Raw genomic sequence first — 26,044 nt, forward strand, 5'->3', positions numbered from 1 at the left:
AAGGAGGGACGCGAATGGCGCTGGAGATCAAGATCCTGGACTACGGCGATATCGAGCTGGAATCGAGCTTCCTGGTGCTCGGCCGCGACTGCGGCCGCACGCGCCGCGTTCTCACCCTGGGCTTCCTGATCCTCGGCGGCAAATATCCGGTCGTGGTCGATACCGGCTATCGCTCCAACCAGATCATGGAGACGCTGGGCATGCGCGGGCTGCAATACCACGAGAACATGATCGAGAATCAGCTTGCGCGCCATGGTGTGCGCATGGGCGACGTCCGCTTCGTCTGCCACACTCATCTGCACATCGACCATGCCGGCAAGGACGATCTATTTCCGATGAACACGACAGTCGTCCTCAACCGCAGGGAGCTCGAATATTCCGTTTCCGGCCTGATGCATCCCCAATATCCAGCGCCCGACATCAAGCACCTGATCGACCGCTTGCACACCAAGAGCGCGCTGCGCTTTCTGGATCTCGAGGTCACCGGCCCGATCGAGTTGATGCCCGGCGTCTATTGCGATGCCGCCAACGCCCATACCGAGGGATCGATGAACATCATCGTTCACACCGCCGACGGCATTGCCACCATCTGCGGCGACGTGATCTACGACTTCAACGACCAGATCGTCACGCCCTTCAACGAGATCCACGATTGGGAGCCGCGCACCACCGGCAACCACGGCACCAGCAAGCGCGCGGAAAAGGCGGCGATCAAGAAGCTGCTCAGCAATTCGCGCTATCTCCTTCCCGTGCACGATCGCCCCGCCAAGATCGAAGGCGGCAATGTCGTCGGGCGGCTGCACGACCAGGTCCCAGGCCCGATCGTGCAGTCCTTGCCCGAGCGCAACTGGTTCCCGGCCTGAGACCCTTTCTGCGCATGATCTTGCCGGAAGTCCGCGCCGTACTTTCCGGACCATGGTCCTGGAGGATCGACCGATGACCCACGTTACCTTGCGTTCCGACTTCGAGACCCTGATCGACCCGTACGCGCCGGTCGCGCAAGTCGGCACCGGCTTCGAGTTCACGGAAGGACCGATCTGGCATCCGGTCGATCACTACCTCCTGTTCTCGGATATGCCGGGCGACGTGCGGCGGCGCTGGGACGCGCGGCGCGGCGTCGTGGAGGTCAAGCGTCCCTCGAACAAATGCAACGGCATGACCTATGATGCCGAGCTCAACCTCATCGTCTGCGAGCACGCGACGTCGTCGCTGGTCCGCGAGCGGCCGGATGGGCGGCGAGAGGTGCTGGCTTCACACTTCCAGGGCCAGGAACTCAACAGCCCGAACGATGTCTGCGTACACTCTTCCGGCGCGATTTATTTCTCTGATCCCTGGTATGGTCGGATGCCGGTCTATGGCGTCGAGCGGCCACGCCAGCTCGGCTTTCAGGGCGTCTATCGCCTCGTACCCGGCGGCGAACCGAAGCTCGTCGTCGACCGCAACCTGTTCGACCAGCCGAACGGGCTGTGCTTCTCGCCCGACGAAAAGCTGCTCTATGTCAACGACACCGTGCAGGCGCTGATCCGCGTCTTTGACGTCGATAGTGACGGTTCACTGTCGAACGCGCGCGTGTTTGCGAGCGGCATCCGCTCCGAGCTCGAGCCAGGTCTGCCCGACGGCATGAAGTGCGATCAGCAGGGCAATGTCTGGGTCACCGCGCCCGGCGGCGTCTGGGTCTATTCGCCGCGCGGTGAGCTGCTCGGCAAGGTTCGGGTGCCAGAGCTCGTCGCTAACCTCGCCTGGGGCGGTCCGGACTTCCGCATGCTGTATCTGACTGCGACGCATTCGGTGTACGCGATCCCGACCAAGGTCGGCCCGCGGCATGAGCCCTATATGAGCGGCCGGCGAAGCGGCGGCGGCACGGCGCCAAGCTCCGCGCCAACCTCGCCCATCCTCGCCGAGGGCGAGATGCGGCTCGATCCGCAGCGATGCGCGATGATCATCCAGGACCTTCAGAACGACGTCATCATGGAGGGCGGCGCCTTCGCCGAGTCGGGCGCCCCCGGTCATGCGCGGCAGCAGCACGTGGTTGACAACGTCCGCCGTCTTGCCGAGACCGCGCGCGCCCGCGGCGTCGCCATCATCCATGTCTGGTTCATCGTCGAACCCGGCGCGCCCGGCGTCACGCTGAATGCGCCGCTGTTCGAAGGCCTCGTCGACAGCAAGGCGATGGTACGCGGAAGCTGGGGTGCGGCGCCCGTGTCCGGCCTCGAGCCGCGACCGGGCGACTTCGTCGTCGAGAAAATGCGCATGAGCGCGTGGGAAGGCACGCGGCTGGAGACGATCCTGAAAGCCACCGGCCGCGACATGATAATCAATACCGGTGCCTGGACCAATATGTCGGTCGAGCACACCGCGCGCACCGGCGCCGACAAGGGCTACTTCATGATCGTGCCCGAGGATTGCTGCTCGACCATGAATGCGGATTGGCACAACGCCTCGATCAACTTCGCCATGCAAAATGTCGCGGTGGTGACCAGGGCGGAGGCGGTCATTAGGGCGCTGGGATGACGCGCAGTGCCGAAGCTCCTGCATCTGTCCTGCTCGCCCCGCCCCGACTCGGAATCGAGTGCCGCCGCGCTGGTCTTCATTGACGGCTTTCGTCAGACCCATCCCGATTGGGACATCGACTTCATGGATCTCTGGCGCGAGCGGATGCCTGAGTTCGCTGGTCCCATCCTCGAGGCCAAATACGCCCGCATGAACGGCCAGCGCTTCAGCGATCCTCAACGCGACGGTTTTACCGAGGCCGAGCGCATCGCGCTGCGCTTTTCACTCGCCGATCGCGTGCTGATCTCGACGCCGATGTGGAACTTCGGCATCCCCTACAAGCTGAAGCAGTTCATCGACATCATCGTCCAGCCCGGGCTTACCTTTCGGTTCGATCCGTCCCAGGGATACGTTCCGCTGCTGAGGGACCGGCCAACGCTCGTGATCCTCGCCAGCGGCAGCGATTTCTCCACCGGCATGAACCGCGGCCGCATCGACATGGCAACGCCCTACGTGCGGGAAATCCTGCGCTTCATTGGCATCAACGATGTCCGTTTCGTGCCGATCGGGCCGACCACGGGACCCCCACAACCGATTGAGGCCGCCCGTGAACGGGCGTTCAAGCGCCTCGGCGCCCTGGCTGCGCATTTCTGATGCCGTTGCGAACACGTCGCCGCTTCAATGCGGCGGCGGGATCAAGGCGCGCAGGATGCCCGGCTTCCAGGCCTGACGCGCGCTGTCGAAGGCCGCGAAATCATGGTCGAACTGCCAGTAGGCCCATGACCAGCCAAGCCTGTCGGCGTTTCTCGCCACGAAGGAGAGGTATCGCAAGCGACTGTCGGACGGCGCACGCTCGTACACCCCGAACTCCCCGAGATAAAGGGGGCGCCTCTCACTCTCCGCCCAGAGACTCATTTTCCTGAAATCGGCGGCGGCTTTTGCTTCGTCATCCCGAGTACCCCAAGCCAGCGGACCGATCTTCGAGAAAGTTGCAGACCATGGTGCACCCTGGTGCGTGAACCGTATGGGGGCGTAGTAGTGAAAAGTGACAATGAGCTTCCTGTCCTCGGCCGGCAGAGCCAGCTCGTCGACAGGAATATCATCCGTGTTGAGAACGGCGGCAATGACCGGCCGCTCGGGGTTGGTGCGGCGGATGATCGCGAGACACTCGTTGAGCAGTGAATTCCAGCTGGCGGACGTCATGAGCCCGCCAGGTTCATTCAGGACCTCGAAGACGAGCGAGGGATACTGCCCCGCATAGCGCTCGGATATCTGCCTCCAGAACGACTTCAGCTTCTCAGTGCATCCGGCAACGTCGCTTTGACAAACGTGGGTATCGTGTTCGTCGAGCACAGGAATGAGGCCCCTCGCAAGGACTTCCTCGATGACGGTGTCGAGCCGCCTCAGGACGATCTCATCCAGGACATTCTCCGGACCCATGAACTTGAAGCCGAAGAAGTTGATCCTGACGTGCGAAAATCCGGCCTTCTTGATTGCCGTCAAATTCTCCAGGCGGAAGGGCGCGTTCTGACCGCCCTCCCAGATTCCATCGTAGCCGAGAATATTGATGCCGCGCCCGAGTTTCGGCACGTCGCGGGAATTGGCCCGCTCGGCTCCGCGAACGTCGGAGAAGAGCGATGCGACGAATATCACCGTCGCTGCCAGCATGGCGCTCCCCGCCCACCGAGCGCGCATGACGGTCATCTTGCGTCCATTTGCAAGGACTGCAAATCGGCCTGTGGCACAGGCCTGCAGGTCGCGAACAAGAACGCCACCAGCAACACCGACGTGAACATGGTCGAGCGGAGGAATGTCGTCTCCGTGAAATTGGTCTGGAAGCTCAGGACGACAAATCCGATGATGAGAGCACAGTGCGAACGATCGATGGATCTGGTCGAGATCAGATGGAGAATCTTGCTCGAGAACAGAAGGACACTCGCTGCGAAAAGCACGTATCCCAGAAATCCGGTTTCCATCAGGATCGCGATGTAGCCGCTGTGATAATTGTCGAGTACCCAGCCGTGGTTTTGTTCGAAATAATCGTAGATCGACGGCACCGTCCAAAAACCGTTGATCCCGAAACCGAGCAGCGGCGCATCGTCGAAATGGCTGATGGCGTAGTGCCAGATGAAGGTTCGTTCAGTGAAATCGATCGTCGCATCGCCGACATGGATGGCGTCATAGCCTGTCAGGTAAAAATAAAGAAACAGAGTTCCGGCCAGGAGACACATGACGAACGGCAGCACCGCATAGACCCTCATGCAGCCGACCGACCACATCGAGGTCACGAGCAACGCACAGGCTGCCAGGGCAACAGCGCCGGCACCGCGCGATTCCGACGCGAGGACGCAGGTCGAGGCCAGCAGGAACACGAAGAGGAACGTCGGCCAACCCTGCCCCTTCATCTTACGATAACAGCCAAAAAACATCAGATACGCGCCGACGAATCCGAGCGTCTGCTTCGATTCATAGACGCCCTGCCATTGACCGCTATGCATCCAGGTCTGGTCTATCCCGATATCGGGGACAGCAAGCGCACAGAAAGCCGATGCGGCGACCAATATCACCAGCCCAAGGGCCGTGGCCCTCACAATCTCGTCGATCTCGATGCGCGTGATGAGACAGAACGCGCCGAAGGTCGTCATGGCAAGCGCCGCGCTTTTCATGAACGCCGCCGCGCTCAGGCTCGACCAGAACACGGAGGCCACCGCGAACGTGTAGAATGCGAGCAGCGCGATCAGATCGAGATTGAACTGCAGACGCAGGCGCGGGCGCACGAATGCACTTGCGTAGATGAGGACGCCCCACATCAGAAGCGCCGCGGTCTGCTGCACAAAGGTGAGCTCCGGCGGCAGGAGCGCGGCGTTGAAGATGCCCATCGATGCAATCACGTTGATAGTAATCGAACAACTGATCGCGGCTCTGGCAATCTTCTCAACGCCAACGCTGCGCGTCTCCCAGAACGCGCTCTCGAGTGTCCCGGAATCCACCTCGGTCTGCAGGCTGGCCATGAACCGACCTTCCCTAGGCACGGTTAATAATTTGCTAGCACGGTCGAGCTCCGCCACTCCCAGCGCACAGGAGGCCGAACTTTAAGGATTTAATAACGATAAGAGACCCGGCGCGGCGCATTAATGCAAATCGTACCCCGCTGGTGTCTCGCCCGTAACGACCCTGCTATAAAGCGCGGATCGAGCTCGATCGAATTTTCACGAATTGTCTGGTTTTCTTGGTTGCGCATGAACAGATCCAGCAGCACGTTCGATATCGCCATCGAGCAGGCGTTCGATTTTCTGTGTCCGGAATACGCAGAGTTGTTTGACAACTCCGCCGCCACCGCGTTCCAGCATCCACAGTGGCTACACAGCCTCTATGCTAGGCTGGCATCTCATGCAGGGGCAACGCGTCTCATCGTCGTGGTCCGCCATCGCACGACGCGCGCCCTTGCGATGGTGCTGCCTCTGCTGCGGATCCGGCGTGGTCCGATACGGACCGTCGAATTCGCCGACCTCCGCGTCTCCGACTATCTGGCGCCGGTTTGCAGCCCGGGAGCATTTTCTCAACTGCTCGCGGACGAGAGCGCATGCGCGGAGCTTCGGAGCCTCCTCCGCCCTTTCGACCTGCTCCGCATGACCAAGCTTCCCGACGGACGGCTTCCGATCGAGAACCTCCTGGCTGCACCCCGCCGCGTCTCGATGGACACCAATGCCTACGCGACCGTTCTCATCGCGCCGTTCGAGCAATGGCGGGCCAGCGCGATGGATCGCTCCTATCAGAAGGAACTCGCGAAGAAATATCGACAGCTCCAGAAGAAGGGCGCCTTGAGCTTCTCGTGCTGCAACGATAGCGCCTCCATGCTCGACGCGCTGGAGGTCATGAAGAAATTTCGCGGGCCGCGGTTTCAGTCACAAGGCGACGGAGATCTGCTCCAGCGCCCTGAGTATTTCGACTTCTATTCCGAGGTGGCCCTCCGCGGCCTCGGCTCCTTTGTGCGGCTCTATGCCATGAAGATGGACGGCGAGGTGATCGCCGCCGTGCTCGGATTGTGCCACCGCGACACCTTCCACGTCATCATGAGCGCCTTCGACATTGCGGGCTACAAGAGCCAGTCGCTGGGCGCGCTGATGTTCGAGCAGGTGGCCAGGGATTGCATCGAGCGCGGGGACCAGATGCTCGACTTCACCATAGGTGACGAGCCGTACAAAAAACTGTTCGGCGGGCAGCCATCGCCGATGTGGGCGGTCACAAAGGCCGGCAGCACCGCAGGCGCCGTCGCGTTGTTCGCGCTGAAGCAGGCTCCTTGGCTCAAACTGGCCGCCAAGCGGATGTCGGAGTTCAGGCTTCTGCCGACTCGCACCTCGACCCCGACACGCTGACGAGCGCGGGACGCCAACGGCCGGGGCGCTCAGGCGCGAAGCGCGCTGCGGACATGCGCGAGCCAGCCTGGCCGCATTTGATCGACCCGATGGGTGATACTGCGGCGCAGGAAGTGCAGCCGCCGCCGCACATCCCAGCCGATATCGTCGCGCGAGGTCAAGGCTTGGCGGAATCGTGCCATCTTCAGTGACTGCTGGTCTGCCGCGACCTTGTCGCGATCGGAATAGAATTCCGAGATCTTGTCCCTGTTCATGCCGGGAGTCATCAGCCACCGCGGCACATATTCGGTACAAAGACGCTCGACGTCCACCAGCAGGCGCGCGACGCCGGTTCCGGCGGCGGGACAGTTGGTCTGGAACGCATCACCAATGAGCACGACACCGGGCTGAAGGTGGCCCTCGACGACCGAGAGGTCCATCACCCAGTTCTGTATCCGGTCAATCACGCGGAAGTCGCCGAGATAGGTCTGCAATCCCGGCAGCAGGCGCAGAACGGTCGCTTCCGTTTCGCGACGTAGATCGCGCATGATCGGATCGGCCGGGTCGCGGAACATGAAGAGATTCGCCCTCATACCCGCGCGCACGGGAAACAGGCTGAGGTAGTCGACGCCGTCCCCTGTGCGCTCGCCGTAACAGGTCAGCGCGTTGAAATCGAACGGCGCGCCATCGCGTCGGGCGATCGTAAAGCCGAACGAGACCGAATGGCCCGCAGCCAGCACGCGCCGCCTGATGCCGAGCTTGTGGCCGAGAACTCCTGCCATGCCCGTGGCCAGAACGATGAGGCGCGCAGTGACGCGCCGCCCGGAAGCGAGCTCGAGATGCTGGAGCTCGTCGCTACAGCTGATCGCAGTGACCTCGTCGACGATCAGGCTGGATGGATCAGGTAACTGGCTGCGCGCCATCGCGACGAGATCGGCATAGGCAAGCCCGTAAGCCTGGCCGACGCTGACATCGACCACCTTGCCTTCCCGGATATTGAGCACGCGGTCGTATGGACAGGCGGCGCTCTCGAGACCACGGATGAAGCCCAGCCTGCGGAACGCCTCCAGCTGTCGCCCGCCGATCTTTTCGACCCGGAATTCGTTCGGATAGACCGCACGCTTGTCGACCAGGGCAACGCGATGCCCTGCCCGCGCAAGAACGGCTGCCGCCAGCGACCCCGCAAGGCCACCGCCGACGATCGCGATGTCCGTCGCGATCGACGCGCTTGCCGCAGCGGCGATCGGCTCAGTCACGGTTGTATCGGTCGTCATGGTCCGGGCTCTCACGGTTAACGTGGCTTCATTTGCAACTTTCTCGCCTGATGTCGCATCGCTGGGCCAAACGCGATGATTTCCGGCGATCGAGGTTAATGACGGGAGGAAGATCTGGACCTGCGATGTCCCGGCACGGACCTTGCTCAGGAGGCTCTGCAGAGTTCACGCCTTGATAGATCCGCGGCCATTCCGGCGAGCCATTCCGCATTCGAACGGCTGACCGTGCTGTCCTCGGCGGTCGATCTGGCCCTTTGCCGCCCCCCCGGTCGAGCCGGGCCTTGCACTATCTGGAGACAATGGAGACGGCGATGTACCACAGTGAAGCAACCGACTTGGCCGCGACGTCGTGTATGGCGAACTCCTGGAAGCCGCTCATTAACACTCGCGGTTTTTCGGCATGCTAGGCTGGCGCCGGTATCGGCACGTATCTCTTCAGGGGAGAGTTGCCCCTTAACGTCCATGATCGAATCCATCATCCAACTCATGCGGCGCGACGTGACGCGCGGTGTCGTCGGGACCATCCTCCTCAAGGTTGGAAGCGGCGCGCTTGCGTTTGCGGTATTCTCGCTCGCGGCACGAACGATGTCGCCCGACGGTTTCGGTATCTTTGCGACCTGGCTTTCGGTTGCCCAGGTCGCATCGGTCGTGGGCCTGGTCGGCCAGGAATCGCTCCTGGTGCGCTTTCTGAACGAATATCAGGTCGGAAATCGACCCGATCTCACCAAGGGAGTGCTGCTGTCCAGCCTGAAGATTTCCTCCCTCGCGATGCTGATTGTGGTCGCCGCAATGTCGATTGCGGCGAGCTTGAAGGGCGACTGGTGGCTGCTGATCCTCGCCGTGTCCGCCTACACCGCCGTTAATGCGGGGGTGATGCTCGGCAGCCAGGTTGCGCGCTCGTTGGTCAGCATCCTCATGGGCGAGGGAAACAGAGAGTTCTTCTGGCGGGTCGGTGTCGTCTTGTTTCTGCTCGCAATCATGTTCGACCATCGGCGGCTCGACCCCGCCGAATTGTTCGCCGTGATGACGATCGCGATGTCGGTTGGCCTGGTCGCGCAGGTCGTTTCGATTGTGCGAGCTCTGCCGGATCTTCGCGGTACGGCGGCACGGTCCGAGCCGTCTCGCTGGAGATCGAGCGCGCTTCATTTCTGGATCGCATCCGTCCTGGAAGCCGCCAATCAGTATTTCGACGTCATTCTGGTGTACTGGATGCTGGATCCGGCGACAGCCGGCATCTATTTCGCCGCCTCGCGCCTTGCCAACATCTTCGCCATGCTGTCGGCGGCGCTATACAGTTTCGGCGCGCGCCGGCTTCCCTCGCTGTACTTCAGCAAGAACCATCAGGAATTCGAGCGGACGTTGCAGCTGATGGCGGAGGTGACCGCGCTTTGTGTGGTCAGCGGGCTGTTCCTGATCTGGATCGGCGGCCCCCATCTTCTCAACCTGTTCGGACCTCACTTCGCCGCGCAGCACTGGGTCCTTATCGTGCTCGCGATCGGAACGGCGTTTCAGGCAGCGGGCGGTCCATCCGCGGCGATCTTGCAGCTCACCGGCCATGAGCGCATCTATGTCCCCGTCGTTGCGGCGAACGTGGCGTTGCGGGTGGTCGGATTTCTCGTGCTGATTCCCTGGCTTGGCGTGCTTGGCGCGGCGATCTCGGCCACGGTGTCGTTGGCGCTAGCGACCATCGCGCTCAACGTCCTCTGTCGCCGGCGAACGGGGGTCGATCCTTCAATTCTCGTGCTCTTGCGCCTCGGCGGATCGAAACGCGGCACGTACGCAGTCCGCGGCGCTGACGCGGGCGATTAGGCTTCGGTTCGATCGCGACAGGCAGCGCACACGCCGGACGACGATCAACCAGCCAGGCCGAGCGCTGCACCCCGACGTTGAGCCGACGACGGGTCTGCTGGCACACGATTGACGACGATCCCGGTCGGCACGCCGCCAAAGCGAGAGAGCGCGGCCGTGACCCTGCGCATTGCGGCTGAATCGATTGCGTCTTCGCGGACGACCAGAATGACGAGATCAGCGTGAGCGGCCAGCGCCGCCGCCTCCGGCTGCAAGGCCAGAGAGGTGGCATGGATCACGATCAGATCGAACTCCGAACGAATATCGTCCGCGGGCGACGATTCAGGTCCGTTGCCGACGTTCAAAAGCGCATCGATGCTGCGAACGTCAGCGGTGGTTGCGCCATCCACCGGCGCCTTGGCGAGGCTGGCCCCGGCACCACCGAGATCCGGCTCGACCCGGATCAGGACGCTCAGCTTTCCCCTGTTCAGCGCCCACCGATTGAGCGAGCGCGCGACGGTGTTGCCGCCGGCCCGCTTCCCTACCGACATCACGAGAGCAACCCTACCCCGGCTTCCAGGCAATTGCTCCAGCCTGTCAATGAGCGGACGCAGATGAGGACCGAGATCGAGCTCACTCGTCGCGGACACCGGACCTTGCCAGATGTTTCTTGGGACATCGCTGGGCAAGAGTTCGGGAACGCGGGCCCACACCGGCGGACGCGACCACGCGCCGGGCTGGCGCGGAGCCGGATCGGGGGCGCGAACGTCCGGAACGGGTTTGTTCGATCTGCGTCCCGTTGCCGCGACGACCGCCGTCGATGTCAGCAGCGATCCGATCGCCAGCGCGGCGAGCAGCAAAGACAGCGGCGGAAGGGTCGAGCGAAGCGGCGGAATGGCGGGCGAGGCGACCTTGGTCTGAGAACTCTGCAACAGGCGCTGTTCATTCGTCGTCTTGGACCGCGAGAGGAATTGCTCGTAGATGTTTCTGTTGGCCTCGGCGTCGCGCTGTAGCTCCTGGAGCCGGACCAGAGCCTGACCGTCGACCAGGAGCTGCGATTCAGCCGCCTTCATCTGGCTTTCCAGAGCCTTCTGCTGATCGCGCTGAGCCTCATATTCCGACTTCGCGGTATCGATGCCTTTCGTCCGCTCGACCTCGATCTGTCTGTTCAAATCGTTTAGCTGGCTGTACGACATCACGAGATCGGGATGGCGATCGCCGAGCACCGCCCGCTTCTGCGCAATCTGATCATTGAGGGCCGACCGCTGGGCGCGCAACGCGCTCAGGAGGTCCTGCTTGACGGGACCCTCGACATTCGCCTTCGCGTCACGCTGCGCCTGCTCGTAACGGGCTTTGGCCTCCTCGGTCCGCGCGCGGGCAGCGGCGACCTGCTGCGACAGCTCGGTCACCCGCAATTGCTGGGTCGTTGCGTCCTTGCCGGCGTTGACGATACGGTGCTCGAGCTTGAATGTGGCGACGGCGTCCTCCGACGCCTTCAGCCGGTCGCTCAACGTCTTGAGCCGGCCACCGAGCCAGTCGGCAGCCTCGTCGGTCGCCTCGGTGCGGATGCGGCTCTGTCTGGCGACGAACGCCTCGGCAATGGCGTTGGCATAATAGGCAGCCCGCTCCGCCCGATTCGAGGTGAAGCGGATGGCGATGACATAGGTCAGCCCGCGACGGGAAATGTCGAGACGGTTGCGGAAACGCTCGAGCAGGCGCGCGGGGGCCGTGTAGCCGCCGGAAATGTCTTCGTCATCGCGAATCTTGAGCTGCTCGATCAGCGGCTCGAGAAAGCCGTCGGACTTCGCCACTTCGACCAGGCTTTGCAGCGCGGCGCTATCTTGCCCTATGCCCGGCAGAACGTCCTGCTCCGTGGTCACGCGTTGCTCGCGGGGATCGACGACGACCAGTGCGGTCGCTGCGAACCGCACCGGAATCATCAGGAGAACGACGGCGCCAAGCGCGAAGATCGCAAGAGCGAGCGTCAATATCCGCCGAGCGTTTTCGCGAAGGAAGGCGAGCACACCGGCGGCAGTGAACATACCGCCAAAGCGTGCAGCGGCTCCGGCGGCCTCATCGACGCCCGACGAATTTTGGCTCCAAGACGCGGCAACGCCGGTCGATCCGGAACTTGTCGGGTCTGCGCGGCGACCGAACGTCATGGACTCTACTCGGATTCAACTGGCGAACACTGTTCAGTGGCCTGCTCCACCGTAAATATCTATGGTTAATCCGCGGTTACCTGCCCCTCGCGCGACCATCACCAATTGGTTAACGCGGTCGCTCACTTCGTTTGCAAACCACCAGAATTCTCTGGCAAACGATGCCGTTCCGGCAGGCAGCGCATTAACTCCGTTTGTTGCTAGCCGGTGTCCGCGCGATGCTCGCATGGTAGGTACGGGATCAAGAAGGGTGAAAATTTCGTTTCTTCAGCGGGTCGGGATCCGTGCTCCATTACCAGCCAAACAAGGAGTTGGGCGAGACGACTGCGACAGCACTCATGCCGTCCGACGGCAGCGGGCCGAAGCTTCATGTCCTTCTCGTACAGACTCAGGCCGAAAACGCCGGCGCGCAGGAGATCTCCAGGCTGCTCGGTGCGGGCCTTACCGCCCGTGGCTACCGAGTCACCAATCTGTTCTTCTTCCGCCAGTCGGATTCGTTCGACGAGCCGCCCAATACGTTCTATTGCGCCTCGAGCCGGCCGGGCAATCCCCTGGCCCTGCTGCGGATGCTGTGGACGCTCGGCCGCCATATCCGGACCAGCCGACCCGACGCCGTTCTGACCTTTCAGCATTTTGGCAACGTGATCGGCGCCGGCGTGTCGCGCCTCGTCTGCCGCGCGCCTGTCATCGCCAATCAGGTTTCTTCCGCGCTCTCGATGAGCTGGCCCGTCCGCGCTGCCGACGTCGTGATGGGCAGTCTCGGCTTCTTCGACCGCATCACGCTCAATTCGAAGGACATGCAGCGCGAATATTCGCGCTACCCCGCGGCCTATCGGTCACGCATGGTGCATGTCCCGCACGGCTTTGACGACAAGGCCCTTACCCTGCCGAAGGAAGCTGCGCGACAAAAATTCAGTCTGCCGCCGGATCGCATCTTACTTGGCTGCGCGGCGAGGCTGCACCCGCACAAGCGGCTTGATGCGGCGATACGCCTGTTGCCGGATCGACCATCCTGGCACCTTGCACTGGCCGGACAGGGAGCCGACGAGGCCCGGCTGAGACAGTTGGCGGATGAATTGAACGTATCGGACCGGCTGCATCTGCTCGGCGAAATCGCCCCGCGTCAGATGGCGGATTTTCTCGCCTGTCTGGACGTGTTCGTGTTCCCGACACAGGCCGAAACCTTCGGCCTGGCTGCGGTCGAAGCCGCAAACGCCGGTGTCCCCTCCGTCGTCACCGATCTTCCCGTGTTACGTGAGGTGTTGTCCTTCGAGGGAAAACCTACCGCGCTGTTCGTCGATGCCTCCGATCATGCGAAGCTGTCGACGGCCGTCTCCAGGCTGCTGACGGACCAGCAACTGAGCGAGGAACTGCGACAAAACGCCAAAGGCCTGCGGCTGCGCTATTCGGTAGATGCCATGGTGGAGGAATACGTTCGGATTCTCGGCCAGGTCATCTGACCGGAATGTGTGGGAACAGATTGGCTCGACATGATCATCGAGTTTCGCTGTGAACGAGAGCATGCGCGGCGGTGGATGGACCGCGACGCGCTGTCGATCGACGGCCGAGATGTCCCGCTTCAAATCGCCTGGACCGCAACGACGGAGGCACGGCCCACAGGCCTCGACGCGCTGTTCGAACTCGAACGCATGGTGTTGCACAGAGGCCGGCACAGCGGCGCCGGCAAGCTGAAGATCATCCCGGAACGGATGCAGGCTCGCACCGGGACGGCCGACGTGATCGTCGATTTTACGGGCGCCGCGCGCGATCCCGATTGTTCCGCCCGGCTGTATCTGCGCCCTCTCTTCAACGGTGTCGCCGGCGAAAACGCCGCCCTCGCCGCCATTCTGGCCGGCGACCTGCCGGTGATCGAGATCGTCAACGAGCTCGACGGTGCAGTGCTCGATCGCGGTCACCCCTCCGGAGAGATTGCGGCCGGCTTGAGTGGCGCACTCGAAACCGTCATGGCGCGAACCCTGACCATGGTGGCGGCAATCCTGTCGGGACGGCCGCGCATCGTGCCGCAGCTGGCGCGCCCCGCCGGAGACGGCACCGGCCGGCAGCCGGCGGCATACGTTGCGCGCGGCCTCGCCGTGTCGATCGCCAAGGAGATCTATCGGCTCTGCTGCTATGCCCCGCATTGGCAAATCGGATGGCGCTTCAATGACGGTGCAGGCGTCTGGCAGACCGGAAATCTGTCCGGACCAGGCTGGAATGTCCTCTGCGATCCCGGCCATCGCTTCTACGCCGATCCGTTTCCCATCATATGGCAGGGACGGACATTCGTCTTCTTCGAAGATCTCGATCACCGGATTGGAAAGGGGATCATTTCCGCGATCGAGTTCAACGACGCAGGTCCGGTCGGCGAAGTCGTACCGGTGCTGGAGGAGCCCTGGCACCTCTCCTATCCGTTCCTGATCGAGAACGATGGTGCGCTGTGGATGATCCCGGAGAGCTCGGTTCACGGCGACGTCGCGCTGTACAAATGCGTTCGTTTTCCGGACAAATGGGAGCGTCACGCGACGCTGCTTTCCGGCCTCGAACTCGCCGATGTCACGATCACGCAGCACAACGGCCTGCACTATCTGTTTGGAGCCTGGCGCGACGGCGCGGGCGGCTATTCGGATGCGCTGGCGATCTATTACGCCGATCGCCTCTCGGGTCCGTGGTTGCCCCATGCTAGCAATCCGGTCCTGATCGATCGTGCGAGCACACGACCGGCGGGGAATTTCGTCACTATCGATGATAAATTGTGGCGGCCCGTCCAGAATTGTACGGACGGTTACGGTGCAGCGCTCGCACTAGCGGAAATCGTCGAATTGTCGCCGACGACATTCGGGCAGATCGTCCGCCATTCCCTCAAGCCCGGACCGGCATGGCCCGGACGGAAGTTGCACACCCTGAACCGCTGCGGCCGGCTCGAGGTGATCGACGGATCGCGCGTTCAACCGAAGACCCGCGCCTTCACGAGCAGATCTCCATCGGCCGTCTTGTCTCCGCGAGCCAATCCACACACCGCTTACTGAATCGCTTAGCAGACGGCATCGCTCAAGACGCCGCCCGTCATCTCGTGTGTCGAGCGCACCGGCTAGGGGCGGCGTTCTACTGAGAACGATCCGACGTCCAGCCCTTGTACTCGGCAACATTGTCCCTGGTCACGAGCTTCGAAGGCAACAGCTCGACGGTCGAGGCCGGCTTCTGGCCATTGAGAATGCCGACACCAACCTGCACGGCCCGACGCGCCATGAAGAACGGATCCTGCGAAGCCGACGCCTGGATCTGCGGCGACTGCGGATCTTTCAGCGCGGCCTCGATATCAGGTGCGCCGTCGACCGCCGTGATGACAATCCCGCTGCGGTTTTGCTGGCGCGCTGCAAGGTCGGTGCCGATCGCCTGCGGATCATTGATGGCGAAGATGGCGTCGATCTTGGGGAAGCGGGTCAGATAACCCTGCGCGACGGTGAGCCCGCCCTCTCGCGAGCCTTTGCCGTCCTGGTCGCTGGACAACACCTTGATACCCGGGTTCTTCGCGAACACGTTCTTGCAGCCGACGACACGGTCGATCACCGCGGAGACCTGCGGCCCGTTCTCGATGATGACGTCGCCCTTGCCCTTCAGTTTGTCGACGATGTACTGGCAGGAGATCTCGCCGGCCTGCACGTTGTTCGTGGTCACGGTGGCGTCGGCGCCTTCGGCCGCAGTGTCGACCGCGACGACGACGATGCCAGCGGCCTGCGCCTTCTTGATCGCCGGCCCGATCGCCTTGGGATCACCGGGGTTCAACAGAATCAGGTCGACGCCGGCGGCGATGAAATTGTCGATCTGAGTGACCTGCTTGCCGAGGTCGTATTCGAAGCCGACGGTCGTGATCTTCACGTTGGGATTGGTCTTCTTCGCCTCGAACTCGGCGCCCTTCGACAGCGCGACGAAGAACGGGTTGCCCATCGATCCCAGCGAGACGCCGATCGACTTGAGCTCCTTGGCAAAGGATGGCGCGGTGCTTAGGGCAAGCGTCACCGCGGCGCCGGCGAGCGTGATCGTCTTCAACATTGGCTTCCTCCCTGGTCTGTCTTCATCTCCGGCACGGCAGACCAGTTGCCGCAACGGAATCTCTCATCAAGCCATGGCGCACTCCAGGTGCGCGCCAAACCCATCAAGTTCTCGCGGAGCCTTCACGTTCTGGCAGAGCCCTGCAGCCGGTAGCGGTCCAGCGCCACGGCGCCGATGATCACCAGGCCCTTGATCACATATTGCCAGATGTCGGAGACACCGATGAGGATGAGGCCGTTCGACAGCACGGCGATGATCAGCGCGCCGACCAACGTACCCCAGATCGAGCCGATGCCGCCGACGAATGAGGTGCCGCCAAGGATCACGGCGGTAATTGCGTCGAGCTCGTAAGACTGGCCGAGTTGGAGGCCATTGGCCGCATAGAGCCGCGCCGCCTGCATGGCGCCCCCGAGCCCGGCGAAAAGGCCGGAGACGCCGTAGACGAAGATCAGCACGGCCCAGACCTTGATGCCGGCAAGCCGCGCCGCGCTTTCATTGCCGCCTACCGCATAGATGTGCACGCCGAGCACGGTCCGTCGCAGCACCAGCCACGAGGCGAGGATGACGAGCAAGGCGATCACCGAGAGCCAGGGGATCGAGGCGACGCCGGGGACGAGCGTCAGCGAGCCGTTGCCGATGAAGGCATAAGGAATGGACGGATTGAAGACGGTGGTGTCGGCCCCGAGTAATCGGGCCAGGCCGCGTACGGCGGTGAGAGAGCCGAGCGTGACGATGAAAGGCGGCAGGCGAAGCAGCGCAATCAACACGCCATTGACGACGCCAAAGCCAAGGCCCGTGAGCAGCGCGGCTGGCAGCCACAGCATGCCAAGCGGCAGCTTGGAGAGCGTCAATCCGGCCATCGCGGAGGCCGCCAGGATCGAGCCGACCGACAGGTCGATGCCGCCCGTGAGGATGACAAAAGTCATTCCCGCAGCGAGCACGGTATTCACTGCGGCCTGCTGCAATACGATGCCGAGATTCTGTCCGGTGAAGAAGCGGCCCTCGGACAACAGGTGGAAGCCGATGCAGAGAATCAGCAGGACTGGCAGCATGCCGAGCGCGCTGATCAGCATCCTTATGCGCTGACGCTTCGTCTCCTGCGCAGCCGCAAGACCGGCAGCGGCAGCCGCTTCCGCTTTCGGCGAGCTGTCATGCATCGAGTTGCTCCGTCCCTGTCGCGAGCGCCATGATGTCTTCCTGATTGAGGGGAGCCGCAGCTTCGCGCCTGATCTCACCGGCGATGTGTCCGGCGCGCATCACGATGACGCGGTCGCAGATGCCGATGATCTCGGGCAAATCGGATGAGATGACGAGGATCGCGGTGCCGGCCTTGGCCAGATTGTCGACGATCGAATAGATCTCGGACTTGGCACCGACGTCGACGCCACGCGTCGGCTCGTCGAGGATCAGAACCTTCGGCGCAATAGCGAGAAGCCGCGACAGCAGCACCTTCTGTTGGTTACCGCCGGACAGGCCGCCGGCGGGGACGGCGACATTGGCGGCACGGATGCTGAGCCCCGCGAAGGCCCGCTCGGCGCGCTCGCGCGCCTTGTCGCGATCCAGAAACCAGCCGAGCTTCGCATCGCGCGCGAGCACGGCGAGATTGATGTTGTCCAGGCATGACATGTCGAGAAACAGGCCGAGCGCCTTCCTGTCTTCCGTAAGATAGGCGATGCCAGCCTCAAGGGCCTCGCCCGGCGTGCGGATCTCGATCGGATGTCCCTCCAGCTCGATACGGCCGGAGGACTTGCGTGCCGCGCCGACGATGAGATGCGCGAGCTCGGTGCGACCGGCGCCGATCAGGCCCGCGAGCCCGACGACCTCACCTGCGTGCACGGTCAGCGAGCATCCCTTGACGCGCTGACCGTCCGCCATGTCGATCGCTCGGAGTACCGGATGTCCCCGCCCCGCCTCCGGATCGTGATCCTTCTTGTAGAACGAGGAGACGTCACGCCCGACCATCAACCGGACGATGGTGTCGGCGCGGATCTCAGGCTTGTCGAGCGAGCCGACCAGCCGGCCGTCGCGGAGCACGGTGACGCGATCGCCGAGTGCGTAAACCTCGTCCATGCGATGCGAGATGTAGATGATGGCAAGCCCCTCGGCGCGAAGCTGGCGGATCAGCGCGAACAGCCGCGCGCTCTCGCCGGCTGACAACGCGGTGGTCGGCTCGTCCATGATCAGGATCTTCGATCTGGCATGCAGCGCACGCGCGACCTCGACCAGTTGCCGCTGGCCCATGGAGAGATGCGCCACCAGCGTCGAGGGCAGGAAGTCCGCGCCCAGTCGTTTCAGGATCGGGCCGACGCCCTCGCGCATGGCGCCGCGCGCCAGCAATCCTGATCGCGATAGCTCCCGTCCCAAATAGATATTCTCGGCAACACTGAGATTGGGAGCGAGCGACAGCTCCTGATAGATGATCGAGATGCCCGCCGCGCGGCCGCCGAGCGGGCCTTCGATCCGCACCGGGCTGCCCTCGATGCGGATCTCGCCGCCGGGATCGGGCCTGTAGGCGCCGGACAGGATCTTCATCAGCGTCGACTTTCCGGCGCCGTTCTCTCCCATCAGGGCGTGAATTTCGCCGGCATAGACGGTGAGATCGACGGCCCGCAGCGCCTTGATGCCAAAGAAGGATTTCGAGACCCCGCGCATCTCGAGGATCGGATCGTTCATCGTGCCTCCCGGCGCACAATGCGTTTCCCACCCGCGTGTCTATCGGTTTGTCAGCGCGGTTCGCGCATTAAACAAAACGTCGCAGCACAGGGCAATACCGAACAGACGTGAATGCAACATCGAAGCGATGCTAGTGGCGCGGCCGATACAGTTCGCGCCATGCGGGAGGCCGCTCTGCATAAGCAGCGACCAGTTCAGCGTCGGGCTCGAACGTCTCGATGCGCTCTGGCCGCGTGCAGACGGCGGCGATTGCCTCACCGGTGACAGCAAGTCGCCCCAATCTCGCCGCACCGAACGCGGCGCCGGTCTCACCTCCGGCAAAGCGATGGAGCGGAACATTCAGCACGTTTGCCAGCACCGAGAGCCAGAACCGGGACCGTGAACCACCGCCAATGGCATCGGCTTCCGCAATCGCAATGCCGGCATCCGCGAGCGCGTCGCGACAATCGGCAAGCGCGAAGGCAACGCCTTCGAGCACCGCCTGCACGATCGTCCCGCGCTCGGTGCCGTGGCTCAGACCATCCAGCATGCCGCGCACGGCGGGATCGTCGTGCGGCGTCCGCTCGCCTGCGAGATAAGGCAGGAAGCTCACCGGCGATGGCGCCTGGGGGCGCACTCCGAGCGGCGCCAGCAACTCTGCCTCGCTGACGCCGAACAGGCGCGCGGTCCAGGCGAGGCAAGAGGCGGCCGAGAGGATCGCGCCGGCCTGAATCCACATGCCGGGAATGGCGTGGCAGAATGTATGCACCGCGCGGTCCGGATTGGCGGCGATGCTGCTGGTCGGAGCCATGAGAGCACCGGAGGTTCCCAGCGATATGAACGCGCTTCCCGGCCGGATCGCGCCGATGCCGACGGCGCCGGCCGGATTGTCGCCGGCTCCGCCCGCGATCACCGGCTGCCGGCTCATGCCCCAGCGCCGCGCGAGCTCGCCGCGCAGGCGCGTTGCGGGCGCGCATCCCTCGACCAGGCGTGGCATGTGATCGCGCGTCAGGCCGGTCGCTGACAGTGCTGCGTCCGACCAGTCCCGGCGCGCGGCGTCGAGCCACAGCGATCCCGACGCATCCGAAACGTCTTCGATGGCCTCGCCGCTCAGCACCAGGCGCAAATAGGCCTTCGGAAGCAGAACGAGCCTGGTCGCCGCAAAGATGTCAGGCTCGTGCGCCGCGACCCAGAGCAGCTTCGGCGCGGTGAATCCCGGCATCGCCTTGTTGCCCGTCGTCGCACGCAAGGCGGGCCAGCGCTGCTCCAGGATACGGCACTGAGCGCCCGAGCGCCCGTCGTTCCAGAGGATGCAGGGCCGCAAGGGCCTCAAGCTCGCATCGAGCAGCGTGGCACCATGCATCTGGCCGGACAGCCCAATGCCTTCGACCGCCGCCAGCGCGTCGGCATGCGATGCCTTCAGAGCATCCAGCGTGGCAAAGGTCGCATCGATCCACTGCGCGGGATCTTGCTCGTAATAGCCGGATTGCGGCGAGACGGTCGCGAGCGGCCGGCTCTCGCTTGCAATCACGTGCTGCGCAGCGTCGACGAGAACCGTCTTGACCGCCGAGGTGCCGAGATCGATGCCGAGATACATGAATGCGTCCCGCTCACTTCGCCGCGTCGATCCAGATTCCCGGCTCCGAATGCTCGCGGATGTAGCTGACGAGGAAGTCGGAAAACACCCGGATCTTGGCCGGCAGCCTGACGCGGTTTTGATAGGCGATGTTCATGGTGAGCAGTGGCAGCTCCCAGCCCGTCAAGACGGGCACCAGCCGGCCGGCCGCGATATCGCCCTGCACGATGTAAAGCGGCTGGATCAGGATTCCGAGTCCCGCACGCGCTGCGCCACAGATGATCTGGCCGTCATTGCTGTCGAGCGTCGGCGCGATTCGGACCGTCTGCGTCGTGCTGCCCTGGCTCAACCGGAGCGAATAGGGATCATTGGCGAGATTGTAGATCAGCATGTTGTGACGGGTGAGATCGGTTGGATGCTCGGGCCGGCCCTGCTTCTCCAGGTAGGATGGAGCGGCCGCGAGCACACGATGCATCTGGCCGATGCGGCGGACGATGATGTTGGAATCCGGCTCATGCTCCCGCGTGCGTATCGCGACGTCAATGCCGGCTTCGATGAAGTCGGGGTAGCGGTTTGCGCTGATGATCTGCACGCTGAGATTGGGATAGAGCGCGCGGAAGGCAGGCAGCATCGGAGCGAGGTAGATCATCGCGAAGGACAGCGAGCTCGTCACGCGCAGCATGCCCTTCGGCGACAGCGCGCGGTCCGAGACCGCGTCCTCGGCCTCGGCGAGCTCGTTCAACAGCGTGCTGCAACGCTGCAAGAGTTCCTGCCCCGCTTCGGTCAGCCATTGCCGGCGCGTGTTGCGCTCGATCAGCCGGACCGCAAGCCGCTCCTCCAGCGCACTGAGATGACGGCTCGCGGCCGCGTTCGACATCCGCAGGTTTTCGGCAGCTTTGGAAAGACTGCCGAGTTCAGCGGTTTTGGAGAAGACCTCGAGTTGGAGCAGCCGGTCCATTTTTGCAGAAAGAGGAAAAGAGACTTACAAATTTTGACCTTTATTTCCGATTCCTGCAAGGCAAAATGGCGCCAACAAAGCACAATCGCAGGCGAGGAAATCAGGAAATGTCGGGCCCGATCAGGCACATCGTGATGTGGCGGCTGCGCGGGGAGACGCCTGCGGAGCGCTCCGCCGCCCGGATCAAGGTCAAGTCCCTGTTCGAGGGCCTGCGCGGCCGGATCGACGGCCTCACTCACATCGAGGTCGGTCTCGACGTCAGCGATGTCGACTACGCCTGCGACGTCGTTCTGTTCTCCGAATTCACCGACCAGGCTGCGCTTGCCGCCTATGCCAGCCACCCCGAACATTTGCGCGTCCGCGAGGCGCTGGGCGACTTGCGGATCGGGCGCTTCCAGGTCGATTATCCCATTAAAGAGACCGGCGCATGATCGGGTCGTTCACCTTTGAAAACCTGCCCTGCCGCGTCGTGTTTGGCAGCGGAACGCTTGCTTCAGCCAAAGCCGAGGTCGAACGGCTCGGCGGCAAGCGCGCACTGGTGCTGACGACGCCGCAGCAGGAGGCGCAAAGCAAGAGTCTCGGTGCAGCGCTCGGATCAGTCTATGCCGGCCTGTTTTCCGGCGCCACTATGCACACGCCAGTCGAGGTCACCGAGCGGGCACTGGCGGCGATGAAGGCGTGCGAGGCCGACTGCGTCGTCTCGCTCGGCGGCGGATCAACCACCGGCCTTGGCAAGGCGCTGGCCTTGCGCACCGGCGTCAACCAGCTCTGCATTCCCACCACCTATGCCGGCTCGGAGATGACGCCGATCGTCGGCCAGACCGAGAACGGCCTGAAGACCACGGTCCGTGACGCCGCCGTGCTGCCGGAGACGGTGATCTACGACGTCGAGCTGACCCTGACGCTGCCGGCGAGCCTGGCTGCGACCTCAGGCATCAATGCGATCGCACATGCGGCGGAAGCGCTCTATGCGCGCGACGCCAATCCCGTGACATCGCTGATGGCGGAAGAAGGCATCCGCGCGCTGGCCCGCGCCCTCCCCGCCATCGCCGCGAGGAGCGACGACCGCGAGGCCCGGACCGAAGCGCTCTATGGCGCCTGGCTGTGCGGCGTCTGCCTCGGCACCGTCGGCATGGCGCTGCATCACAAACTTTGCCACACGCTCGGCGGCACCTTCGATCTGCCGCATGCCGAAACGCACACGATCGTGCTGCCGCATGCGCTGGCCTACAACGCACCGGCGGTGCCGGATGCGATGGCGCGCATCTCGCGCGCGATCGGCGCGGCCGATGCGTCGCAGGGGCTGTACGACCTTGCGAAGCGACTGGGTGCAAAGCTCGCGCTGCGCGACATCGGCATGCCCGAGAGCGGCATCGGCAAGGCGGCCGATCTCGCTGTCACCAATCCCTACTGGAATCCGCGGCCCCTCGAACGGGCCGCCATCCGCGACCTGATCGCGCGCGCCTGGGCCGGCGAGCGGCCGGCCGCCATCAAAGCGGTGACGTGACGCGATGCGGCGCACGCTGATCCAATCCGCCATCGTCATCAGCATGGATGACGCGATCGGCGATCTCAATACCGGCGACGTGCTGGTCGAGGGCAGCCGCATCGCCAGCGTGCGTCCGTCGATCGATATCGGCAGCGGCGAGGCAGAGATCATTGACGGCACCGGGCGGATCATCATTCCCGGTCTGATCAACGCGCATATGCACACTTGGCAGACGGCGCTCCGCGGTTATGCAGCGAACTGGACGCTGCTCGAATATTTCCGCCGCATGCATGCCGGGCTCGCCACCGTATTCCGGCCGGACGACATCTACATCGCCACCTTGGTTGGCGCGCTGAACCAGATCAATTGCGGCACGACGACACTCGTCGACTGGTGCCACAACAATCCGACGCCTGACCATACCGACGCCGCGGTCAGCGGCCTGATCGAGAGTGGCATTCGCGCGGCCTTCTTCCATGGCTCGCCAAAGCCTGAGCCGAAGCCCGGCGAGCCGCATTTCTCTGAGATCGCGCATCCGCGCCGCGAAGTCGAGCGGCTGTTGGCAGGTCCCCTCGCCGACCGCGACGGGCTCGTCACGCTCGGGCTCGCCATTCTCGGCCCGCATTACTCAACGCTCGACGTTGCCATGCACGACTTCCGCTTGGCGCGGGAGCTCAAGCTGATCGCCTCCATGCATCAGGGCGGCGGTCCCGCCAAAACGCCCGGTGGCTGGGAGAAGCTGATCGAGGCCGGCCTCGTCGGCGCCGGCATCAACGTCGTCCATGGCAACGATTTGCCCGACGATCTCCTGGACCGGATGGTCGATCTTGGCGTGTCGTTCTCGGTAACGCCGGAGAACGAGATGATCCAGGGTCACGGCTTTCCGGTTACCGGACGGTTGCTGAAGCGCGGCGTGCGGCCGACGATCGGCATTGATCTCGAATCCGTGCTGGCCGGCGATCTCTTCTCCGCCGCTCGCGTCGCGCTCTCGATGCAGCGGGCGCTTGACAATGCGGAGACGCGCAAGGCCAGCGGCACCATCCCGGCGACGACCACGATCCCCGTGCGCGAGGCGCTGCGCTGGATCACCACGGAAGGCGCCCGCATGCTCGGCCGCGAGAACCAGATCGGTTCGCTGGCGCCGGGAAAGCTCGCCGACCTCGTCATCATCAACGCCTCCGATCTCAACCTCTTCCCGGTGCACGATGCGGTCGCAACCGTCGTGATGCAGACGAGCCTCGTCAACATCGAGGCGGTCATGATCGGCGGCGCCTGGAAGAAGCGAAATGGCCGGCTACTGATCGAAGGGCTAGAGAGCAAAAAAGAGCTGCTGGCGCAATCCGGCCGGCGGCTGGTGCAGGACATCGAACAACAGGGACGCGCCGCCTGAAGGCGCCAGTGGACAAGAACAATGACTGACGCTTCAAGGAATGTCGCTTTCATCGGGATCGGCAAGATGGGCCTGCCGATGTCGGTGCTCGTCACCAAGGCCGGTTACGCGGTCAGCGCGTTCGATCAGAGCGCGGCGCGAATCACCGAGGCACGCGCGCAAGGCATTGCGATTGCCGCTACGTCGGCCGAGGCCGTGAGCGGCAAGACGGCAGTGGTCACGTCCCTGCCCGACGACGCCGCCTTGCGCGGCGCGCTGCTCGATCCTGCCGGCCTCATGGCCGCGATGACGCCCGGAGCTGTTCTCATCGAGACCAGCACTGTGAGTGTGGAGGCCTCTACTGAGATTGCAGCCGCCGCGCAGGCGCACGGCATTGCCTATCTTCGCTCGCCGGTCTCCGGCAATGCCAGCATCGTCCACACCGGCGCACTGACCTGCTTCGTCTCGGGTCCAAAGGACGCCTTCGAAAGCGCAAAGCCGCTGTTCGCCGCCTTCACCCGTGCCCAGACCTATCTCGGGCCCGCCGAGGAAGCGCGCTATGCAAAACTCTCGGTCAATCTGATGATCGCGGTTTCGGCCGCGATGATGGCGGAGAGCCTGGCGCTGGCACGCAAGGGCGGCATTGCCTGGCAGGACATCTTGAAGGTGCTCGACGACAGTGCCGTGGCTTCGCCGATGGTGAAGTACAAGACAGCGCCGCTGCGCAACCGCGATTTCGAGTCCACTTTCTCCTGCAAGCAGATGGCCAAGGACCTCGACCTCATCCTCGGCGCCGGCCACGCCGTCGGCGTTCCGCTACAGCTAGCGGCGCAAGTGCGCGAGACCTATGGTTCGCTGGTCGCGCAGGGCGAGGGCGAGGCCGACTTCATTGCGACCGTCAAGCATCTCGAACGGCTGGCCGGCCTCGGCGAGCCGAAGCTGTGATCAACGGAGGCACACATGCGTAACTTCAACGAGAACACGATCACAGACGCGGTGCTGGAGCGGATCGCGCGCGCGACTGATCCGCGCATCAAGCAAATCAGCGAAGCGCTGGTCCGTCATCTTCATGCCTTCGTCCGCGAGGTGCGGCCGACCCAGAAGGAATGGGAATACGGCATCGACTTCCTGACCCGCACCGGGCACATGTGCGACGACAAGCGCCAGGAATTCATTCTGCTATCGGACACGCTCGGCGTCTCCATGCTGGTCGATGCCATCAATCACCCGGTGCCCGAAGGCGCGACCGAGACCACGGTGCTCGGCCCGTTTTTCGTCCAGGCTGCGCCGGAGAAGGATAGTGGCGCCGATATCTCGGGTCCGATGGAAGGCGATCCGATGCTGGTCACCGGCTCGGTCTCGAGCGTCGACGGAAAGCCGCTTGCGGGCGCCGTGGTCGACGTCTGGCATTCCGACGACGACGGTTATTACGACGTGCAGCAGCTCGACGCCATCGGCGATCTCGCGATGCGCGCGCGCTTTCACACCGATGCCAATGGCCGCTTCCATTTTTGGTCGATCAAGCCGGCGGCCTATCCGATCCCGCATGACGGCCCGGTCGGCGAGATGCTGGAAGCCCAGGGCCGCCACCCCTGGCGCCCCGCCCATGTGCATTTCATGATCTCAGCGCCGGGTTTCGAGCAGCTCGTGACGCACGTATTCGTCGCGGGCGACCAGTATCTCGACAGTGATGTGGTGTTCGGCGTCAAGGACAGCCTGATCCGCGAATTCGTCCGGCATCCCGCCGGCCGTGCGCCGGATGGTCGCATGGTGCAGCGCGAGTATTTTCACCTCAATTACGATTTCGGCCTGAAGCAGGTCGCGAGCAACGCAAAGGCCGCTTAAGCTGAAGCGGCAGCGGACCAACAAGAGTCCGGCAAC

21 protein-coding genes are annotated in these 26,044 nt (G+C 63.5%); 12 read left to right on the forward strand and 9 right to left on the reverse strand.

All coding sequences use genetic code 11. The annotated features are described in order from the left end of the window. Window positions 1–14: 14 nt before the first annotated feature. The 3 genes from IVA91_RS02675 to IVA91_RS02685 all read left to right on the forward strand — a co-directional run bounded on the left by IVA91_RS02675 (window position 15) and on the right by IVA91_RS02685 (window position 3,144). Entirely contained in the window at window positions 15–863 is an 849-nt protein-coding gene (locus tag IVA91_RS02675) for an MBL fold metallo-hydrolase (protein WP_247278144.1), read from the forward strand. 73 nt (window positions 864–936) lie between these two features. Further along, window positions 937–2,511: an isochorismatase family protein gene (locus IVA91_RS02680; RefSeq protein WP_247278145.1), complete on the forward strand. Its 1,575-nt coding sequence runs from the start codon at window positions 937–939 to the stop codon at window positions 2,509–2,511. A gap of 6 nt (window positions 2,512–2,517) precedes the next feature. Beyond that, entirely contained in the window at window positions 2,518–3,144 is a 627-nt protein-coding gene (locus IVA91_RS02685; protein WP_247278146.1) for an NAD(P)H-dependent oxidoreductase, read from the forward strand. 24 nt (window positions 3,145–3,168) lie between these two features. Here IVA91_RS02685 and IVA91_RS02690 read toward each other — a convergent pair whose 3' ends face one another. Both IVA91_RS02690 and IVA91_RS02695 read right to left on the reverse strand, forming a co-directional pair. Next, the gene (locus tag IVA91_RS02690; protein WP_247278147.1) at window positions 3,169–4,194 is read right to left on the reverse strand and encodes a cellulase family glycosylhydrolase; all 1,026 of its coding nucleotides are present in this window, start codon (window positions 4,192–4,194) and stop codon (window positions 3,169–3,171) included. Beyond that, the gene (locus tag IVA91_RS02695; protein ID WP_247278270.1) at window positions 4,191–5,501 is read right to left on the reverse strand and encodes an O-antigen ligase family protein; all 1,311 of its coding nucleotides are present in this window, start codon (window positions 5,499–5,501) and stop codon (window positions 4,191–4,193) included. The genes IVA91_RS02690 and IVA91_RS02695 overlap by 4 nt, the downstream gene beginning before the upstream one ends. Window positions 5,502–5,729: 228 nt before the next feature. Here IVA91_RS02695 and IVA91_RS02700 point away from each other — a divergent pair, with 228 nt between their 5' ends. After that, window positions 5,730–6,866, forward strand: coding sequence for a GNAT family N-acetyltransferase (locus IVA91_RS02700; RefSeq protein ID WP_346015463.1), 1,137 nt, complete (start codon window positions 5,730–5,732; stop codon window positions 6,864–6,866). A gap of 29 nt (window positions 6,867–6,895) precedes the next feature. Here the strand turns inward: IVA91_RS02700 and IVA91_RS02705 are convergent, their stop codons facing one another. Then, window positions 6,896–8,119 carry an NAD(P)/FAD-dependent oxidoreductase gene (locus IVA91_RS02705; protein ID WP_247415339.1) on the reverse strand — a complete coding sequence of 408 codons (1,224 nt, stop codon included), beginning with the start codon at window positions 8,117–8,119 and terminating at the stop codon, window positions 6,896–6,898. A 462-nt stretch (window positions 8,120–8,581) separates the two neighbouring features. Here IVA91_RS02705 and IVA91_RS02710 point away from each other — a divergent pair, with 462 nt between their 5' ends. Next, on the forward strand, window positions 8,582–9,928 hold the full coding sequence (locus IVA91_RS02710; RefSeq protein WP_247278150.1) for a polysaccharide biosynthesis C-terminal domain-containing protein: 1,347 nt from the start codon (window positions 8,582–8,584) through the stop codon (window positions 9,926–9,928). Window positions 9,929–9,972: 44 nt separating this feature from the next. On the opposite strand, the gene IVA91_RS02715 is transcribed toward IVA91_RS02710, so the two are convergent. Further along, entirely contained in the window at window positions 9,973–12,069 is a 2,097-nt protein-coding gene (locus IVA91_RS02715; RefSeq protein ID WP_247278151.1) for a GumC family protein, read from the reverse strand. Window positions 12,070–12,353: 284 nt separating this feature from the next. Here IVA91_RS02715 and IVA91_RS02720 point away from each other — a divergent pair, with 284 nt between their 5' ends. Beyond that, entirely contained in the window at window positions 12,354–13,529 is a 1,176-nt protein-coding gene (locus IVA91_RS02720; protein ID WP_247278152.1) for a glycosyltransferase family 4 protein, read from the forward strand. A 30-nt stretch (window positions 13,530–13,559) separates the two neighbouring features. Continuing rightward, window positions 13,560–15,095: a hypothetical protein gene (locus tag IVA91_RS02725; protein WP_247278153.1), complete on the forward strand. Its 1,536-nt coding sequence runs from the start codon at window positions 13,560–13,562 to the stop codon at window positions 15,093–15,095. A gap of 76 nt (window positions 15,096–15,171) precedes the next feature. Here the strand turns inward: IVA91_RS02725 and IVA91_RS02730 are convergent, their stop codons facing one another. The 5 genes from IVA91_RS02730 to IVA91_RS02750 form a co-directional block, all read right to left on the reverse strand. Further along, window positions 15,172–16,119, reverse strand: coding sequence for an ABC transporter substrate-binding protein (locus tag IVA91_RS02730; protein ID WP_247278154.1), 948 nt, complete (start codon window positions 16,117–16,119; stop codon window positions 15,172–15,174). Between the two features lie 122 nt (window positions 16,120–16,241). Then, entirely contained in the window at window positions 16,242–17,276 is a 1,035-nt protein-coding gene (locus IVA91_RS02735) for a ribose ABC transporter permease (protein ID WP_247278155.1), read from the reverse strand. Beyond that, a complete protein-coding gene (locus IVA91_RS02740; protein WP_247278156.1) occupies window positions 17,269–18,792 on the reverse strand; it encodes a sugar ABC transporter ATP-binding protein in 1,524 nt (507 codons plus the stop codon). The genes IVA91_RS02735 and IVA91_RS02740 overlap by 8 nt, the downstream gene beginning before the upstream one ends. Before the next feature lie 130 nt (window positions 18,793–18,922). After that, on the reverse strand, window positions 18,923–20,368 hold the full coding sequence (xylB, locus tag IVA91_RS02745) for a xylulokinase (RefSeq protein WP_247278157.1): 1,446 nt from the start codon (window positions 20,366–20,368) through the stop codon (window positions 18,923–18,925). A 13-nt stretch (window positions 20,369–20,381) separates the two neighbouring features. Beyond that, window positions 20,382–21,305, reverse strand: a complete 924-nt coding sequence (locus tag IVA91_RS02750) for a LysR family transcriptional regulator (RefSeq protein ID WP_247278158.1) — start codon at window positions 21,303–21,305, stop codon at window positions 20,382–20,384. A 107-nt stretch (window positions 21,306–21,412) separates the two neighbouring features. Between IVA91_RS02750 and IVA91_RS02755 the strand changes: the two genes are divergently transcribed. From IVA91_RS02755 to IVA91_RS02775, 5 genes are read left to right on the forward strand one after another with little or no spacing between them, the layout of a single operon-like run. After that, window positions 21,413–21,736: a Dabb family protein gene (locus tag IVA91_RS02755; RefSeq protein WP_247278159.1), complete on the forward strand. Its 324-nt coding sequence runs from the start codon at window positions 21,413–21,415 to the stop codon at window positions 21,734–21,736. Next, window positions 21,733–22,812, forward strand: coding sequence for a maleylacetate reductase (locus tag IVA91_RS02760; RefSeq protein WP_247278160.1), 1,080 nt, complete (start codon window positions 21,733–21,735; stop codon window positions 22,810–22,812). The genes IVA91_RS02755 and IVA91_RS02760 overlap by 4 nt, the downstream gene beginning before the upstream one ends. Window positions 22,813–22,816: 4 nt before the next feature. Continuing rightward, the gene (locus IVA91_RS02765; RefSeq protein WP_247415345.1) at window positions 22,817–24,184 is read left to right on the forward strand and encodes an amidohydrolase family protein; all 1,368 of its coding nucleotides are present in this window, start codon (window positions 22,817–22,819) and stop codon (window positions 24,182–24,184) included. 21 nt (window positions 24,185–24,205) lie between these two features. Then, window positions 24,206–25,108, forward strand: coding sequence for an NAD(P)-dependent oxidoreductase (locus IVA91_RS02770; protein ID WP_247278162.1), 903 nt, complete (start codon window positions 24,206–24,208; stop codon window positions 25,106–25,108). Between the two features lie 15 nt (window positions 25,109–25,123). After that, window positions 25,124–26,008 carry an intradiol ring-cleavage dioxygenase gene (locus IVA91_RS02775; protein WP_247278163.1) on the forward strand — a complete coding sequence of 295 codons (885 nt, stop codon included), beginning with the start codon at window positions 25,124–25,126 and terminating at the stop codon, window positions 26,006–26,008. Window positions 26,009–26,044: the final 36 nt, after the last annotated feature.

Origin of the sequence: Bradyrhizobium sp. 153, assembly GCF_023073835.1 — a bacterium.
In the GTDB taxonomy this organism is placed as follows: domain Bacteria; phylum Pseudomonadota; class Alphaproteobacteria; order Rhizobiales; family Xanthobacteraceae; genus Bradyrhizobium.